Origin of the sequence: Paraburkholderia sp. NPDC080076 (genome assembly GCF_050281145.1) — a bacterium.
GTDB lineage: Bacteria > Pseudomonadota > Gammaproteobacteria > Burkholderiales > Burkholderiaceae > Paraburkholderia.
The window spans coordinates 431,982-447,845 of the sequence record NZ_JBNNWQ010000004.1; the positions used below are offsets into that span (position 1 = coordinate 431,982).

The 15,864-nt window shown below is 62.3% G+C and carries 14 protein-coding genes and 1 tRNA gene; 5 read left to right on the plus strand and 10 right to left on the minus strand.

The features are described 5' to 3' along the window. The first annotated feature begins 191 nt into the window (after nt 1-191). The 4 genes from ACQKRQ_RS18955 (at nt 192) to ACQKRQ_RS18970 (ending at nt 2,323) form a co-directional block, all read left to right on the plus strand. Nucleotides 192-350, plus strand: coding sequence for a DUF3309 family protein (locus ACQKRQ_RS18955; protein ID WP_427478740.1), 159 nt, complete (start codon nt 192-194; stop codon nt 348-350). Nucleotides 351-442: 92 nt separating this feature from the next. Then, nucleotides 443-519: transfer RNA gene (locus tag ACQKRQ_RS18960), tRNA-Pro, on the plus strand. Nucleotides 520-728: 209 nt separating this feature from the next. After that, a complete protein-coding gene (gene sixA, locus ACQKRQ_RS18965; protein ID WP_132373622.1) occupies nt 729-1,187 on the plus strand; it encodes a phosphohistidine phosphatase SixA in 459 nt (152 codons plus the stop codon). Between the two features lie 323 nt (nt 1,188-1,510). Beyond that, nucleotides 1,511-2,323 (plus strand): GNAT family N-acetyltransferase, encoded by an 813-nt coding sequence (locus ACQKRQ_RS18970; protein ID WP_132373621.1) that lies wholly within the window; start codon nt 1,511-1,513, stop codon nt 2,321-2,323. Nucleotides 2,324-2,440: 117 nt separating this feature from the next. Here the strand turns inward: ACQKRQ_RS18970 and ppx are convergent, their stop codons facing one another. Continuing rightward, a complete protein-coding gene (ppx, locus tag ACQKRQ_RS18975) occupies nt 2,441-4,066 on the minus strand; it encodes an exopolyphosphatase (RefSeq protein WP_408291179.1) in 1,626 nt (541 codons plus the stop codon). Between the two features lie 202 nt (nt 4,067-4,268). Here ppx and ppk1 point away from each other — a divergent pair, with 202 nt between their 5' ends. Then, nucleotides 4,269-6,332 carry a polyphosphate kinase 1 gene (ppk1, locus tag ACQKRQ_RS18980; protein ID WP_132373619.1) on the plus strand — a complete coding sequence of 688 codons (2,064 nt, stop codon included), beginning with the start codon at nt 4,269-4,271 and terminating at the stop codon, nt 6,330-6,332. A gap of 95 nt (nt 6,333-6,427) precedes the next feature. Here the strand turns inward: ppk1 and phoR are convergent, their stop codons facing one another. The 9 genes from phoR to folP all read right to left on the minus strand — a co-directional run bounded on the left by phoR (nt 6,428) and on the right by folP (nt 15,863). Continuing rightward, nucleotides 6,428-7,741 (minus strand): phosphate regulon sensor histidine kinase PhoR, encoded by a 1,314-nt coding sequence (gene phoR, locus ACQKRQ_RS18985; RefSeq protein ID WP_132373618.1) that lies wholly within the window; start codon nt 7,739-7,741, stop codon nt 6,428-6,430. 113 nt (nt 7,742-7,854) lie between these two features. After that, nucleotides 7,855-8,556 carry a phosphate regulon transcriptional regulator PhoB gene (gene phoB / locus ACQKRQ_RS18990; RefSeq protein ID WP_006051991.1) on the minus strand — a complete coding sequence of 234 codons (702 nt, stop codon included), beginning with the start codon at nt 8,554-8,556 and terminating at the stop codon, nt 7,855-7,857. Between the two features lie 26 nt (nt 8,557-8,582). Further along, a complete protein-coding gene (gene phoU / locus ACQKRQ_RS18995) occupies nt 8,583-9,287 on the minus strand; it encodes a phosphate signaling complex protein PhoU (protein ID WP_091792610.1) in 705 nt (234 codons plus the stop codon). Nucleotides 9,288-9,315: 28 nt separating this feature from the next. Further along, entirely contained in the window at nt 9,316-10,164 is an 849-nt protein-coding gene (gene pstB, locus ACQKRQ_RS19000; protein WP_132373617.1) for a phosphate ABC transporter ATP-binding protein PstB, read from the minus strand. A gap of 17 nt (nt 10,165-10,181) precedes the next feature. Continuing rightward, nucleotides 10,182-11,078, minus strand: coding sequence for a phosphate ABC transporter permease PstA (gene pstA / locus ACQKRQ_RS19005; protein WP_132373616.1), 897 nt, complete (start codon nt 11,076-11,078; stop codon nt 10,182-10,184). Continuing rightward, nucleotides 11,075-12,076: a phosphate ABC transporter permease PstC gene (pstC, locus tag ACQKRQ_RS19010; RefSeq protein WP_132373615.1), complete on the minus strand. Its 1,002-nt coding sequence runs from the start codon at nt 12,074-12,076 to the stop codon at nt 11,075-11,077. Before pstC ends, pstA begins: the two co-directional genes overlap by 4 nt. Before the next feature lie 148 nt (nt 12,077-12,224). Further along, nucleotides 12,225-13,256 carry a phosphate ABC transporter substrate-binding protein PstS gene (gene pstS / locus ACQKRQ_RS19015; RefSeq protein ID WP_132373614.1) on the minus strand — a complete coding sequence of 344 codons (1,032 nt, stop codon included), beginning with the start codon at nt 13,254-13,256 and terminating at the stop codon, nt 12,225-12,227. A 408-nt stretch (nt 13,257-13,664) separates the two neighbouring features. After that, nucleotides 13,665-15,023: a phosphoglucosamine mutase gene (gene glmM / locus ACQKRQ_RS19020; RefSeq protein ID WP_408181736.1), complete on the minus strand. Its 1,359-nt coding sequence runs from the start codon at nt 15,021-15,023 to the stop codon at nt 13,665-13,667. A gap of 27 nt (nt 15,024-15,050) precedes the next feature. Continuing rightward, nucleotides 15,051-15,863 (minus strand): dihydropteroate synthase, encoded by an 813-nt coding sequence (folP, locus tag ACQKRQ_RS19025; protein WP_427479262.1) that lies wholly within the window; start codon nt 15,861-15,863, stop codon nt 15,051-15,053. Nucleotide 15,864 lies beyond the last annotated feature (1 nt).

A 15,864-nucleotide genomic window follows, 5' to 3' on the forward strand; every position in this document is an offset into this window, starting at 1 on the left:
CTGACGCATCACCGCGCCACGGCTAAAGCACGCAGCCGCCCGCCCTCTCCCTTCGAACTTGTTTTCCGTTCAGGCACATGCCTTGCTGCATGTAAGCCTGCAAGGAGCGCGCAGATTGCGCGTCGAGCGTCCCGGCGCGAATGCGCCGAACCAACAGACCAAATGGCTCAGGCCAGACAGGGAGAACTCGAATGACCATCGGAACCATACTGCTTATCGTGCTTATTCTTCTGCTGATCGGCGCATTGCCGACCTGGCCGTACAGCAGTGGCTGGGGCTATCGGCCGACCGGCGTACTCGGGGTCGTGCTGATCATCGTGATCGTGTTGCTGCTGATGGGACGCATATAACGCGGCGAATCGCGCATTCGAGCCTCCGTTTCGCACCGGCGCAATTCGTGATTGACTCTGGCACCCAATGCCACGTAGAATCTCGGATTCGTCGGAGCGTAGCGCAGCCTGGTAGCGCATCTGATTTGGGATCAGAGGGTCGAAGGTTCGAATCCTTTCGCTCCGACCACGAAAAGCAACACGGAACCCGCGTAGCCTCCGGCTTCGCGGGTTTTTGCTTTTTGGGCTTTCGGGCCGTGCTTGCGATATACCGGAACGCTTATACGGTCAGCTTGAGCCATCGCCTTGCGGCCTGGCGAGCCCGCGTGCGACAGTGATTGAAACCTGGCGCACGCCTGATCAGGCTCAAGCGCCGCAACCAGAGTCAAGGAGACACCCATGGATCTGATTCTCTGGCGTCACGCCGAAGCCGAAGACATCGCCAGCACCGACCTCGCGCGCGCGCTCACCACCCGTGGCCGCAAGCAGGCGCAAAACGTCGCCAAATGGCTGCGCACGCGGCTGCCCGACGACGCCGTGGTGCTCGCAAGCCCAGCCGTACGCACCATCCAGACCGCCGAGACCCTGAGCGATCAATATCGCGTGGTGCGCGAACTCGCGCCCAACGCGAGCGCGGACGACGTGCTCAACGCCGCCGGTTGGCCCAAGGGCATCGCGCAGACGGTGGTGATCGTCGGCCATCAACCGACGCTCGGTCACGTCGCCGCGCGTCTGCTCGGCAACAGCGCCGCGAGCTGGCCGCTGAAGAAAGCCGGCGTGTGGTGGATTGCGAGCCGTGAGCGCGACGGCGACGATCAGGCCGTGCTGCGAGCCGCCATGAGTCCTGATCTGGTCTGATCCGGAGTCGCGTCTCAACCAAACCAGCGGTCCATAAAATCCCACGCGGCGCAGGAGCGCCGCCGCTCTGCCCGCATCGATCACACACTTCACCCACATCGCCGGGATGGCACCGTCCCGGCGCTGAATCGCTCCCACCGTTTCCTCGACCCCACGTTTCGCACGGAAACAACACTCGCCGCTCCCCCTCGCGACATTACAAGCAGCGGGCAAGCAGCTTACGGGCAGTCATCCAATCGTCATGGGTTTGCCATGCGAGCGTCACCAGGCGTTACTACATTGGCGAAAAAAGAAATCTCCCTTTTTTCGACCAGGACCCCCCAATGCGAGAACTGCCGACGCCTACCCTGCCCCTCGCTTCGATCTTCGAGTCGCGCCGTCTGCCGCGCGCCGAGGAAACGGTCACCGCCCAGCATCGCCTGCAAGTCACGTGGGCTCGCACCGACGAAGAGCTGCGCGAAGCCCAGCGTCTGCGCTACCGCGTATTCGCCGACGAAATGGGTGCACGCCTGACGGGCCCCGCGGGTCTCGACGTCGATTCGTTCGACTCCTACTGCGATCACCTGCTGGTGCGCGATCTCGACACGTTGAAAGTGGTCGGCACGTATCGCGCGTTGCCACCGCATCAGGCCGCGCGTATCGGCCGCCTGTATGCGGAAAGCGAATTCGACGTGTCGCGTCTGACGCACCTGCGCGCCAAGATGGTCGAAGTGGGCCGTTCGTGCGTGCATCCCGACTATCGCAGCGGCTCGGTGATCATGTCGCTGTGGGCGGGTCTCGCCGCCTACATGAAGCACAACGGCTACGAGACGATGCTCGGCTGCGCGAGCGTGGCGATGGTCGACGGCGGCCACTACGCGGCGAATCTGTATTGCTCGCTGCGCGACAACGCGCTGACCGCGCCGGAATATCGCGCGTTTCCGCACACGCCGCTGCCGGTCGATGAACTGCAGACGGGCGCCGAGGTAGCGCCGCCGCCGCTGGTGAAGGGTTATCTGCGTCTTGGCGCAAAGATTTGCGGCGCGCCGGCATGGGATCCCGATTTCAATACCGCGGATTTCCTGACGCTGTTCCGTTTGTCCGATATCAACGCGCGTTACGCTCGCCACTTCCTCGGCGATGCGCTGCCGCGCTGAGCGGACTCGTTCGCGCGACGCGCTTTGATGCGCGTCGGCGAAACAAAACACGCTGCGACAAAAAAAGCCCGGCAATTGCCGGGCTTTCTCATTCATGCGCAGTGCGCGGGCAAGACCTCAATCGTCCGTATAGACCACGCGATACGGAATGCCGACCTTCTCCCACTCCGCGGCCTCCTGAATCAGGCTGTAGTCGGTCAACGGATTGTTCGCAACCCACTCGTTCGGCAAGCGCACCTCATAACCGCCGTTGACCTGCGCCACCGAGATGCCCGGCAAGCCGACATCCGCACGCCGCCGGCACAACAGCGCCGCGAGCCGCAGACAGAACAGCAGCGGCCACTCCACTTCCCGCGTTTGCGACAGCTTGCCGAGCTTGCCCGCGTGACCGAGCACGAGCGCGGCGAGCCGCGCCTGATCGGTGCGCGAAAAGCCCGGCATGTCCGCGTTGCTCGCGATATAGGCCGAATGCTTGTGATACGCGCTGTGCGAGATAGACAGCCCGATTTCGTGCAGCGCAGCGGCCCAACCAAGGAACATGCGGTTTTCCGCGCGGCGTTCTTCGTCGGGTTCCGCGAACTGGTCGTAGAAGCGCACCGCGAGTTCGCCGATGCGCCCAGCCTGCGCGCGATCCACGCCATAGCGGCGCATGAAGCCTTCCACCGTCACCGTGCGCATGTCCTCGTGCTGCGAACGGCCCAGCAGGTCGTACAGCACGCCGAGGCGCAGCGCGCCGTCCGTGGTATCGACATAGTCGACGCCGAGTTCGTCGAACACCGCGATCATGATCGACAGGCCACCGGCCAGCACAGGAACGCGATCGCCCTTCAACGCGACGAGCTTCAGCCGATTGACGTTCTCCGCCTTGATCAGCGCGCGCTTGAGCCGTTCGAGCCCACCGCGCGAGATGCCATGCGTGACGCCCGGATCGTTGAAGCCGTTCGCCTCGACCAGTTCGGCCAATGCGCGCGCGGTGCCCGACGAGCCGATCGCCTGCTCCCAGCCGGTTTTCTTGTACTCGGCGGAAATGATCTGGATTTCGCGGCCCGCGGCGAGTTCGGCCTGGCGCATCGTGTATTCGTCGACGTTGCCGGCCGGAAAAAACGCACGGCTATGGCTCACGCAACCGATATACAGGCTCTCCATCTTGATCGGCGTGTAATGCGAGCCGATGATGAATTCCGTCGAGCCGCCGCCGATGTCGACCACAAGACGTTTGCCCGGGCTCGCGGGCACGGAGTGTGCTGCCCCCGCGTAGATCAGGCGCGCTTCTTCGCGCCCGGCAATCACTTCGATCGGGAAACCGAGCGCGGCTTGCGCCTCGCCGAGAAATTCGCCGGCATTCTTGGCGATGCGCAACGTGTTGGTGGCGACCGCGCGAACGTGATCGGGATGGAAATCGCGAAGACGCTCGCCGAAACGCTTGAGTGCGTCCCAGCCGCGCACCTGCGAAGCACGGTCGAGCATCTTGTCGCGCGACAGACCGGCGGCAAGGCGCACCGGCTCGCGCAAGGCATCGACCTGATAAATCTGGCTGCCCGCGTCGGTTTCCTCGACCCGGCCCACGATCAGCCGGAAGCTGTTCGAGCCGAGATCGACGGCAGCGAGGAGTTGCGGAGTATTGACCATCGGGTAAGCGTGCTCCATGCGCGCGAGCGCGGCAGCGTTGGATGCAGAGGGCGCCGCATATCCATTGGGTGCCTTGGGCGCCTTATGGCCGGCCGCGCTGTTCAAAGACGCCATTCTAAGCGTACCGGGCCTCACGATGTCACCTCGCAGCAATGGGGGTGCCCCATGGTCCCATACACACTGCGTCATATTGACGACACGCGGCGAATACGGCGTAGAATTTAAAACATCGAGAATGTCATAACAACGTCATCATACTGTGAGAATTTCCGAGCGTCTTTCCGCCTCCCTTCCTGACATTCCATTCTCGCTGCCGATGTCCATCCGCTACCCCTTATTGAACCGCGAGCTGGGCATTCTGGGTTTCAACGAGCGTGTGTTGGCACAAGCTGCCGACCCAGCCGTCCCTTTGCTCGAACGCCTGCGTTTCATCTGCATCACCAGTAGCAATCTCGACGAATTCTTCGAAGTCCGCATGGCCGGACTGCAGGAACAGATGCGCGACAACCCCGGCGCACTGTCGCCGGACGGCATGTCGCTGCAGCACGTGTACGACCTCGTGGTCGAACGCGCGCAGAAGCTCGTACATCGTCAATACACCATGTTGCACGACACGGTGCTCACCGCGCTCGAAACAGAAGGCATCTATTTTCACGGCACGGAAGCGTGGAACGAAGCGCAGACCGAATGGGCGCGCAACTACTTCTTCGACGAACTTTTGCCCGTGCTCACGCCGATCGGACTCGATCCGGCGCACCCGTTTCCACGCGTGCTCAACAAGAGCCTGAACTTCGTCGTCGAACTGGAAGGCAAGGACGCGTTCGGCCGTCAGGCGATGATGGGCATCGTGCAGGCGCCACGCGCGTTGCCGCGGCTCGTGCGCATGCCGCAAGACCTGTCGGGCTATCCGCATGGCTTCGTGCTGCTGAGCTCGCTATTGCAACGCTTTGTCGGCGAGCTGTTTCCGAACCTCGTAGTGCGCAGTTGCAATCAGTTTCGCATCACGCGCAACAGCGAACTGTTCGTCGACGAAGATGAAATCACCAACCTGCGTGTCGCGTTGCAGGGCGAATTGCCGGCGCGGCATCTGGGCAACGCGGTGCGGCTCGAAGTGTCGGCGGAAACGCCCACGCATGTCGTGCGGCGCCTGCTCGACGAAAGCGGCCTGTCCAACAAGGATTGCTATTACGCCGACGGCCCCGTCAATCTCGTGCGGCTGATGCAATTGCCGGAGATGGTGGACCGCCCCGATCTGAAGTTCGTGCCGCACATTCCCGCGATTCCGCCGCAGATCGCCAACAGCGCCAACATGTTCGACGTGATCGATCAGGGCGACGTGCTGCTGCACCATCCGTATGAGAGTTTTCAGCCGGTGCTCGAACTGTTGCTGCAGGCGGCCAAAGATCCGAACGTGGTCGCGATCAAGCAGACCATCTATCGCACCGGCACCGATTCGCCGCTGATGGACGCGCTGATGCAAGCCGCGCGCAACGGTAAAGAAGTCACGGTGGTGGTCGAATTGCTCGCGCGCTTCGACGAAGAAACCAACATCAATTGGGCCTCGCAGCTCGAAGCGGTCGGCGCGCACGTGGTGTACGGCGTGGTGGGCCACAAGTGCCACGCGAAGATGATGCTGATCGTGCGGCGCGTGTCGGTGGGCGGCAAGGCCACGCTCAAGCGCTATGTGCACCTCGGCACCGGCAACTACCATCCGCGCACGGCACGCCTTTACACCGACTTCGGCCTGATGACCGCCGATCAGAAAATCTGCGAAGACGTGCATCACGTGTTCCAGCAGCTGACCGGCATTGGCGGCGAACTGAAGCTGCACGAGTTGTGGCAATCGCCGTTCACGCTGCATCCGAAACTGGTCGAAGCGATTCGCGCCGAAGCCGAGCATGCTCGCGCCGGCAAGAAAGCACGCATCGTCGCGAAGATGAACGCGCTGCTCGAACCCACGGTGATCGCCGAGTTGTATGAAGCCGCGAAGGCCGGCGTGAAGATCGATCTGATCGTGCGTGGCGTGTGTTCGTTGCAGCCGGGTGTGGCGGGGCTTTCGGAGAACATCACCGTGCGCTCGATCGTCGGGCGCTTTCTCGAACACCATCGCATTTTCTACTTCTACGACGGCGGCAAGGAGCAGGTCTACCTGTCGAGTGCCGACTGGATGGACCGCAATTTCTTCCGGCGCGTGGAAGTGGCGTTCCCGGTCAACAATCGCCGTTTGAAGCGGCGCGTGATCGCCGAAGGTCTGTCGGCATTTCTCGGCGACAATCAGTCCGCCTGGCTCATGCAAAGCGACGGGCATTATCGGCGCCGCCGGCCGGGCAAGTCCTCGCGCAACGCGCAGATGAGCCTGCTGGGGAAATTCTGTTCGTAACGTTAGAGATTGCACTCGCTTCGGCGAGCTAGCGACAGACACGCGAAAAAAAGCCCGCAACATGCGGGCTTTTTTTCAGGTCGATGCATTTACGTTCAAGCCGGCGCAGGTTGCCGGCGCGCCGTGCGATACACCGGGAAGCGCACGGTGAACGTGCTGCCACGTCCCTCTTCACTTTTCACATCAAGCTGCGCATCGTGACGTTGCAGCACGTGCTTGACGATCGCGAGGCCGAGGCCCGTACCGCCGGTGTCGCGTGAACGGCTGCGATCGACGCGATAGAAACGCTCGGTCAACCGCGGAATGTCCGCAGAGGGAATGCCGAGTCCGCTGTCCGTCACGGAAAACACCGCATTGCCGCCTTGCGCGTGCCAAGCCACCTTGATCGCACCGCCGTCCGGCGTGTAACGGATCGCGTTCGTGACGAGATTGCCGAACGCACTGAGAATTTCCGTTTCGACGCCGGTGACGGTGAGCCCTTCGTCGGCATCGAACACGATCTTGTGATGATCGCTCGACAGGTTTTCCGCGTCGTCGCGCAGATGCCGCAACACCGCGCGCATATCGATCATCTGATCGCTCGGCGGCTTGTTGTCGCCTTCGAGTTTGGCGAGCACCAGCAGATCGCTGACGATATGGCGCATGCGCGAAGCCTGCTGCTCCATCAGTTCGAGATAGCGCGAACGCTCGCCTTCGCTCAACGGCAACTCGCGCATGGTTTCCAGAAAACCCGAGAGCACCGTGAGCGGCGTCTTCAGTTCATGCGAAACATTGGCCACGAAGTCGCGCCGCATGGCGTCGGTCCGCTCGAGTTCGGTAATGTCTTGCGAGAGCACCAGCTTGCGATTCTCGCCGTACGGAAACACCTGCACCGACAGCACGTTCTGGCGCTTGTCGCCCATGCCGCGCATGATCAGCATTTCTTCGTAGCGGGACGAATTCAGATAGCGAACGAAGTCCGGCTGACGTACCAGATGCGTGATGTGCTGGCGCAGATCGCGCTTCGCATCCAGGCCGAAATGGAGTTCGGAGATCGCGTTGCACCACTCGATCTGATCGTGATCGTCGAGCATCGCCACGCCGTTCGGCGAGGCCTGGATCGCCTGGATGAAGCGCGAATGCTGCTGCTCGACCTGGCGCACCTGGGCGTGCCAGCGCTTCGCGAGCTTGTGCAGACGGTAGTAGATTTCGCCCCAGATGCCGGGGGCGCTCGGCACTTCGCCGTAAACCGGCGCGTCGAGCAAACGCCACAGACGCTGTTTATGAAAGGTGCTGAAAAGGCTCTGCGCGAGCAGCATGACAATCGCGAGGACGAGCGCTGCCTTGACGTTCACGAGTGCGCCGACCACCACGCACAGAACAGCCAGCAGCACGACCGACACGATGGAGCGCGCCCAGATGATGTTCATGGTCTAGCGATCGAAGAGAAAGGCCTATGCGCCGTGATGGGAACCGCGGCGCCTATCGTTGCGAAGATGACGTATCCGAAGCGGGCTCGAACAGCGCCACTGCTGAGCGAGCGTCAGGCGCTCTTCGCAAGCCGGTAGCCGCTGCCGCGCACTGTCTCAATCATAGCATCGCATCCAGCAGGCTTGAGCGCCGCGCGCAGACGCTTGATATGCACGTCCACCGTGCGCTCTTCGACGAACACGTGGTCGCCCCACACCTGATCGAGCAGTTGCGTGCGGCTGTGCACGCGCTCCGGGTGCGTCATGAAGAAGTGCAGCAGACGGAATTCCGTCGGGCCGAGATCGAGCTTGATCTCGCTGCCTTCGGCATGCGCGGCCACGCGGTGGGTTGCCGGATCGAGCTTGAGGCCGTTGATCGCGACCACGTCTTCGGTCAACTGCGGCGCACGGCGGCGCAACACCGCCTTGATGCGCGCCATCAGTTCTTTCGGCGAGAACGGCTTGGTGACGTAGTCGTCGGCGCCGATTTCGAGGCCGAGCACTTTGTCCTGCTCATCGCCACGCGCGGTCAGCATGATGATCGGAATATGCTTCGTGCGCTCGTTGTTGCGCAGATCGCGAGCGAACGCGATGCCCGATTTTCCCGGCAACATCCAGTCGAGCAGGACGAGGTCGGGCAGTACGTCGCTGATCAGGTTCTGCGCCTGTTCCGCGTTGTACGCGCGAATCGGGCAGTGACCGGCGTGTTGAAGATTGACCGAAATCAGTTCGGAAATGGCGGGCTCATCTTCAATGACGAGAATGCTGCTGGGCATCGGCACCTCTGGTCCTTATATCTGGATTAACTGAGTGCTTCGCGTTCGAGCGCGTCGCGCGACTTGTGCCGCACGTCCGTGCCCTTGACGATGTAGATGATGAATTCGGCGATGTTCTTCGCGTGGTCGCCGATCCGCTCGATCGCCTTGGCGATGAAGAGGAAGTCGAGGCCCACCGAGATCGAACGCGGATCTTCCGTCATGTACGAAATCAGCTTGCGCACGAAAGCGCGGAATTCTTCGTCGATCGCTTTGTCGTCGCGCACGATCTGCGCGGCGGCGACCGTGTCGAGGCGCGCGAACGCGTCGAGCGCGCGGCGCAGAATCGACACCGCCATTTCACCCGACAACTTGATCTCGGCGATATTGATGGTGCGCGAGGCGCCGTCTTCCATCAACCGCTTGGTGCGCTTGGCGATTTTTTCGGCTTCGTCGCCGGCGCGCTCGAGATTCGTGATGGTCTTCGAAATCGCGATCAGCAGGCGCAGGTCACGCGCGGCCGGCTGACGGCGCGCGATGATGTTGCTGCACTCTTCGTCGATTTCCACTTCCATCTTGTTCAGGCGCTCTTCCGCGGCGATCACCTGTTCGGCGATGTCGAGATCGAATTCGTTGAGCGCCTGCATGGCCTTGACGATCTGCGATTCGACCAGGCCGCCCATTTCGAGCACCTTGGAGGAAACCAGATTCAGGTCGGCGTCGAACTGGCTGGACAGGTGTTTGTCGGACATGTCGTACTCCCTTGTTTTGCTCGGCGTTTTAACCGAAGCGGCCAGTGATGTAATCCTCGGTTTCCTTGCGGACCGGCTTGATGAAGATCTTTTCGGTATCGCCGAATTCGATCAACTCGCCGAGGTACATGTAGGCAGTGTAGTCCGAACAGCGAGCCGCCTGTTGCATGTTGTGCGTGACGATCACCACCGTGTAATCGCTCTTCAGTTCGGCGATCAACTCTTCGATACGGCCCGTCGAAATCGGGTCCAGCGCCGAGCACGGCTCGTCGAGCAGGAGCACTTCCGGACGAATCGCGATACCGCGCGCAATGCACAGACGCTGCTGCTGGCCGCCCGACAGACCGTAGCCGCTCTGGCCGAGCTTGTCCTTCACTTCGTTCCACAGCGCGGCCTTGGTCAGCGCCCATTCCACGCGGTCGTCCATTTCCGAGCGCGGCAGCGTTTCGAACATCTTCACGCCGAACGCGATGTTGTCGTAGATCGACATCGGAAACGGCGTCGGCTTCTGAAACACCATGCCGATCCGCGCGCGCAAGAGCGAGATATCGCGCTTGGAGGTCAGCAGGTTTTCGCCGTCCATCAGGATCTCGCCTTCGGCGCGCTGTTCCGGATAGAGCGCGTACATCTTGTTCAGCGTACGCAGCAGCGTGGACTTGCCGCAGCCCGACGGGCCGATGAACGCGGTCACCTTGCCTTCGGGAATCTGCAGATTGATGTTCTTCAGCGCGTGATACTTGCCGTAGAAGAAGTTCAGGTCGTTGATCTCGATCTTCGGGCGCGACGACGCCTGCGACTGGCCACTCTGGGCGGGATCGAAACCGGCGGGCGCAGTGGGACGCGCGATCGGATTGAGTTGAGTTTCTGCCATATTCATCGGATTACACTCCGCCCTTACTTGTTCGAGAAGATCGTGCGCGCGAGGATGTTCAGTCCCAGCACCGCGAGCGTGATCAGGAAGACGCCGGCCCACGCGAGCGATTGCCACTGCGCGAACGGGCTCATCGCAAACTTGTAGATCGTGACCGGCAGGTTCGCGACCGGCTGGCCCATGTCCATCGAGAAGAACTGATTCGACAGCGCCGTGAAGAGCAGCGGCGCGGTTTCTCCTGCGATACGCGCCACGCCGAGCAACACGCCGGTGACGATACCCGCGATCGACGCCTTCAGCGTGATCGACAGCACCATCTTCCACTTCGGCGTGCCGAGTGCGAAAGCCGCTTCACGCAGTGCGTTCGGCACCAGTTTCAGCATGTTTTCCGTGGTGCGGATCACGATCGGAATCTGCAGCAAGGCGAGCGCGAATACGCCGGCCCAGCCGCTGAAGTGGCCCATCTTCGCGACGACCAGCGCGTAGACGAACAGACCCACCACGATCGAGGGCGCCGACAACAGAATGTCGTTGATGAAGCGCGTGAAACTCGCGAGCCAGCCCTTCTGACCGTATTCGGCAAGATAGACGCCCGCCAGAATACCGATCGGCGTGCCGACGAAAGTCGCGAGCCCGACCAGCATCAGGCTGCCGACGATCGCATTGGCGAGACCGCCGCCGTCGGTGTTCGGCGGCGGCGTCGATTGCGTGAACAACTCGACCGACAAGCCACCGATACCGAGGCGCAAGGTCGTGTACAGAATCCAGATCAACCAGATCAGGCCGAACGCCATCGCGGCGAGCGACATGGTCAGCGCAACGGCGTTCTTCATGCGGCGGCGGCCTTGCAGACGCACGCGCATCGCTTCGAGCGCGACCGCGTCGTTCGAACCCGGCATATTCAAAGTGGGCTGGCTCATTTCGCGCCCTCCCCTTTTTCGAGGCGAAGCAGCATGACCTTGGAGATCGCCAGCACGATGAAAGTAATCACGAACAGAATGAGGCCGAGTTCCATCAACGCCGACGTATGCAGACCCGGATCCGCTTCGGCGAATTCGTTGGCGAGCGCCGACGTAATGCTGTTGCCCGGCGAAAACAGCGACACGTTGTCGAGCAGATTGGTGTTGCCGATCACGAACGTGACAGCCATGGTCTCGCCGAGCGCGCGGCCCAGACCCAGCATCACGCCGCCGATCACGCCGCTCTTGGTGAAGGGCAGCACGATCTTCCACATCACTTCCCACGTCGTGCAGCCGATGCCGTACGCCGATTCCTTCAGCAAGACCGGCGTGACTTCGAACACGTCGCGCATCACCGAGGCGATGTACGGGATGATCATGATCGCGAGAATCACACCCGCGCACAGGATGCCGATGCCGATCGGCGCGCCCTGAAACAACGCCCCAACCACCGGAATGCCGCCGAGCACTGCGCCGAGCGGCTTTTCGAACCACGTCGCGAAGATCGGCGCGAACACCAGCAGACCCCACATGCCGTACACGATCGACGGAATCGCGGCGAGCAGTTCGATCGCGATGCCGAGCGGGCGGCGCAGCCACGCGGGCGCGAGTTCAGTCAGGAAAAGCGCGATGCCGAAGCTGACGGGCACCGCGATGATGAGTGCAATGATCGACGTGGCGATCGTGCCGTAGATCGGCACCAGAGCGCCGAATTGCTTGCTGGGTGGATCCCAGTCGGCGGTCCACAGGAAGCTGAGGCCGAATTGCTTGATCGACGGCAAGGACGCGACGATCAGCGAAACGATGATGCCGCCGAGCAGCAACAAGGTGATGATGGCGGCGAGGCGCGTGAGACCGCCGAAGATCACGTCGCCGGCGCGGCTAGGCGCTTTCTGCTGCGAAGCGCTGCCGGGCGGGGTCGACCTGCTCGCGCCGGACGCTAATTGGATATCGGACATGAGAGCCTGATGGACCTGTTTCCAGTTGCCGTATGACACGTGTCGTGCGGCCGGTAGTGCCGGTGGTTAAAGCCATTGGCCGTCCTCGCATGAGGACGGCCAACGTGTTACGTACTACGGATGCTGAGCGCTGTGCTCATTGCCTCTTTTACTCGGCGATAGCCTTGCCCGAAGCGTCCTTCACCTTCGACTTCCACTGCGTGCGGATTTCCGACACGACCGAATCCGGCAACGAGATGTAGTCCAGATCGTTTGCGGCTTGCGTGCCGTTCTTGAATGCCCAGTCGAAGAACTTCAGCGTTTCGGTGCCTTGCGGCGCCTTGTCCTGCGTCGTGTGAACCAGCACGAACGTCGCGCCGACGATCGGCCATGCGTTCTTACCCGGCTCGTTCGTCAGGATCTGGTAGAACGACTTCGACCAGTCCGCGCCTGCTGCCGCTGCCTTGAAGGTGTCCGTCTTCGGCTCGACCACTGCGCCCGACGAATTCTTCAACGCCACATACGTCATGTGGTTCTGCTTCGCGTACGCCCATTCCACGTAGCCGATTGCGCCCGGCAGACGTTGCACGAAGGCCGCGACGCCGTCGTTGCCCTTGCCGCCCGTGCCCGTCGGCCAGTTGACCGTCGAACCTTCACCGACCTTCGACTTCCAGTCTGCGTTGACCTTCGACAGATAGTTCGTCCAGATGAAGCTGGTGCCCGAACCATCGGCGCGGCGAACCACGGCGATGTCGGTATCCGGCAGCTTGACCTTCGGGTTCAGCGCAACGATCGCCGGATCGTTCCACTTCTTGATCTTGCCCAGATAGATGTCGCCGAGCACTTCGCCCGACAGCGTCAGTTCAGCCGGCTTCACGCCCGGCACGTTGACGACCGGCACCACGCCGCCGACCACCGTCGGGAACTGGAACAGGCCTTCTTTGGCGAGTTCGTCGTCCTTCAACGGAGCGTCCGAACCGGCGAAGTCGACGGTCTTCGCGACGATCTGCTTCACGCCGCCCGACGAACCGATGCCCTGATAGTTAACCTTGCCGCCGCCGGACTTCTGATACGAGTCGGCCCACTTCGTGTAAATCGGTGCTGCGAAGGTGCTGCCCGCGCCGGTGATGTCTGCGGCTTGCGCTGCGATCGCGAAAAGCGCGCCAGCGACGCCAGCGAACACGGTTTGCATCAATTTCATGAGACCTCCAAAGGTGTGAGCGGTGTGAGCGTGTAAGACGAACACCGCGAAGCTTAGGGTCTCTTTGTGACAGTAACGTGACTGACCGTGAAACGGATGTGACAGTGAGATTACAGGCCTGAAAGGCGCTTGAACGGAGAAATTGCCGGTTTCGCGACGATCGGGGCGTCGCTCTACAGATTAGGCGAAAAAGATGGGGCGCGAACGTTTGCGGGTGCGTGTTCGGGGGAAGATGAGTGAGGCCGGGTGGTGCGGCAATGGGCCGCGGGTGGGAGAGGGTTGGTGGAGACGGGGGTGGCGGTGGGGGTTTGGTGGCGGGTTGCCGGTGGCGGGTTGCGAATGGGCGGCACAGCGCGGCGAGGCGATGGCAACATCGCCCCGCCGCGCTGTGCCGCTAAAGCACGTGGCTTACGCCGTAGCCTCTTTCACCGCGTCGGCAATCGACTCCGCATGATGAAGCGCGTCGGCGACATTCTCCGCTTCGACCATCACGCGCAGCACCGGCTCCGTGCCGGACGCGCGGATCAGCACGCGGCCGCGGCCGTTCAGCGCGCTCTCGGCCTTGGCGATGGCACGGCGGATCACGTCGCTGCTCTTCCAGTCCGCGTCGGGCTTCATGCGCACGTTGATCAGCTTCTGCGGGAACAGCGTGACGCCGTCGAGCAGGTCGGCGAGCGATTTTTCGCTGCGTTTCATGGCCGCGAGCACCAGCAACGCGGACACGATGCCGTCGCCCGTGGAATGGCGGTCGAGTGAAAGAATATGGCCGGAGCCTTCGGCGCCGAGTTGCCAGCCGTGTTCGCGCAACTGCTCGAGCACGTAGCGGTCGCCGACCGCCGCGCGGACGAACTTCACGCCGGCTTCCTGCAGCGCCACTTCCACCGCCATATTCGTCATCAAGGTGCCGACCGCGCCTTCCACCTTGCCGTCGGTCGCAACACGATCCTTGACCAGGACGTACAGCAGTTCGTCGCCGTTATAGAGGCGCCCTGCCGAATCGACCACCTGCAGACGGTCAGCGTCGCCATCGAGCGCAATGCCCAGGTCTGCATGATTCGCGCGCACAGCGCGCACCAGCGCATCCGGTGCGGTCGCGCCGACACCGTCGTTGATGTTGAAGCCGTTCGGCGCGACGCCGATCGGAATCACTTCGGCGCCGAGTTCGTGGAACACATGCGGCGCGACGTCATACGCGGCGCCATGCGCGCAGTCGACCACCAGTTTCAGACCGCGCAGATCGAACGCAGCGGGAAACGTGCTCTTGCAGAACTCGATGTAGCGGCCCGCCGCGTCGTCGAGACGCCGCGCCTTGCCGAGTTGCTCGGATGCGGCACAGGCGAGCGGCAAATCGAGTTGCTCTTCGATCAGCGCTTCCACTTCGTCCGGCAGCTTGTTGCCGTCGGCGGAGAAAAATTTGATGCCGTTGTCGTAGTACGGGTTGTGCGATGCGCTGATGACCACGCCCGCAGCGAGCCGCAACGCGCGAGTCAGATAGGCGATGCCGGGGGTCGGCATCGGGCCGGCCAGCATCACATCCACACCGGCCGCGGAAAAACCCGATTCGAGCGCGGCTTCGAGCATGTAGCCCGACACCCGCGTGTCTTTACCGATCAACACAGTTGGCCGCGTGCCTGTCCTCGCCCAGCGGTCCGCGCCTGCCAATACCTTGCCGGCCGCGTAGCCGAGCCGCAATACAAACTCCGGCGTGATAGGTCCTTCGCCGACTTTGCCCCGAATGCCGTCCGTTCCGAAATAACGACGTGCCATGTTTTATCTTCCTCCTTGGCTGTGGGTTCAACCGCGCGCGCGGCTGTGCTTCGCCGCGTCGCGCATGGCTGCCCATACTTTCAATGCATCTACTGTTTGCGCGACGTCGTGCACGCGCAGAATCGCAGCGCCCCGTTCAGCGGCGCACACCGCCGCCGCAATACTGCCCGCGACGCGGTCCGGCGCCGGGCGTCCAACTACCGCGCCGACCATCGACTTGCGCGACATGCCGGCAAGAATCGGGTACGGCGGCTCCGCTCGCGGCGCCGTTTCCGGCAAGTGTGCAAGCAGCGCGTAATTATGCTCGACTACGGCTTTGCCGAAGCCGAAACCTGGGTCCACGCTGATACGAGCACGCGCGATGCCCGCCCGCTTCAGCGCCTCGACACGCTCCTCGAGAAAATCCCGAACCTCGCTCACTACATCATCATAGACGGGCTCGCCGAGCTGCATGGTCTGCGGCTCGCCAAGCATGTGCATGACGCACAGGCCGCATTCACTGTCGCGCACCGCGTCGATTGCGCCGGGCATCCGGAAGCCCCAGATGTCGTTGATCAGATCCGCCCCAGCAGCCAACGTGTGGCGCATCACTTCGGGCTTGTAGGTGTCGATCGACAACGGTACATTCGCGCCGCGCAGTTGCTCGACGAGCGGGATCACCCGCTCCAGCTCTTCGTCGAGCGGCACCGGGGGCGCGCCGGGACGCGTCGATTCGCCGCCGATATCGATGATGTCCGCGCCGTCGAGCATCATGCGCTCGGCCTGGCGCAACGCATCGCCGCGCATCGCGTACTTGCCGCCGTCGGAAAAAGAATCGGGCGTGACGTTCAGAATGCCCATG

Excerpts from the sequence above, each read along its gene's own strand:
- ACQKRQ_RS18970 (WP_132373621.1), top strand. The coding sequence starts at position 1,511 with ATGCGAGAACTGCCGACGCCTACCCTGCCCCTCGCTTCGATCTTCGAG.
- ACQKRQ_RS18955 (WP_427478740.1), top strand. The coding sequence starts at position 192 with ATGACCATCGGAACCATACTGCTTATCGTGCTTATTCTTCTGCTGATC.
- phoR (WP_132373618.1), bottom strand. The coding sequence starts at position 7,741 with ATGAACATCATCTGGGCGCGCTCCATCGTGTCGGTCGTGCTGCTGGCT.
- folP (WP_427479262.1), bottom strand. The coding sequence starts at position 15,863 with ATGGGCATTCTGAACGTCACGCCCGATTCTTTTTCCGACGGCGGCAAG.
- phoB (WP_006051991.1), bottom strand. The coding sequence starts at position 8,556 with ATGCCCAGCAGCATTCTCGTCATTGAAGATGAGCCCGCCATTTCCGAA.
- sixA (WP_132373622.1), top strand. The coding sequence starts at position 729 with ATGGATCTGATTCTCTGGCGTCACGCCGAAGCCGAAGACATCGCCAGC.
- pstS (WP_132373614.1), bottom strand. The coding sequence starts at position 13,256 with ATGAAATTGATGCAAACCGTGTTCGCTGGCGTCGCTGGCGCGCTTTTC.
- glmM (WP_408181736.1), bottom strand. The coding sequence starts at position 15,023 with ATGGCACGTCGTTATTTCGGAACGGACGGCATTCGGGGCAAAGTCGGC.
- pstB (WP_132373617.1), bottom strand. The coding sequence starts at position 10,164 with ATGAATATGGCAGAAACTCAACTCAATCCGATCGCGCGTCCCACTGCG.
- phoU (WP_091792610.1), bottom strand. The coding sequence starts at position 9,287 with ATGTCCGACAAACACCTGTCCAGCCAGTTCGACGCCGACCTGAATCTG.
- pstC (WP_132373615.1), bottom strand. The coding sequence starts at position 12,076 with ATGTCCGATATCCAATTAGCGTCCGGCGCGAGCAGGTCGACCCCGCCC.
- ppk1 (WP_132373619.1), top strand. The coding sequence starts at position 4,269 with ATGTCCATCCGCTACCCCTTATTGAACCGCGAGCTGGGCATTCTGGGT.
- pstA (WP_132373616.1), bottom strand. The coding sequence starts at position 11,078 with ATGAGCCAGCCCACTTTGAATATGCCGGGTTCGAACGACGCGGTCGCG.
- ppx (WP_408291179.1), bottom strand. The coding sequence starts at position 4,066 with ATGGCGTCTTTGAACAGCGCGGCCGGCCATAAGGCGCCCAAGGCACCC.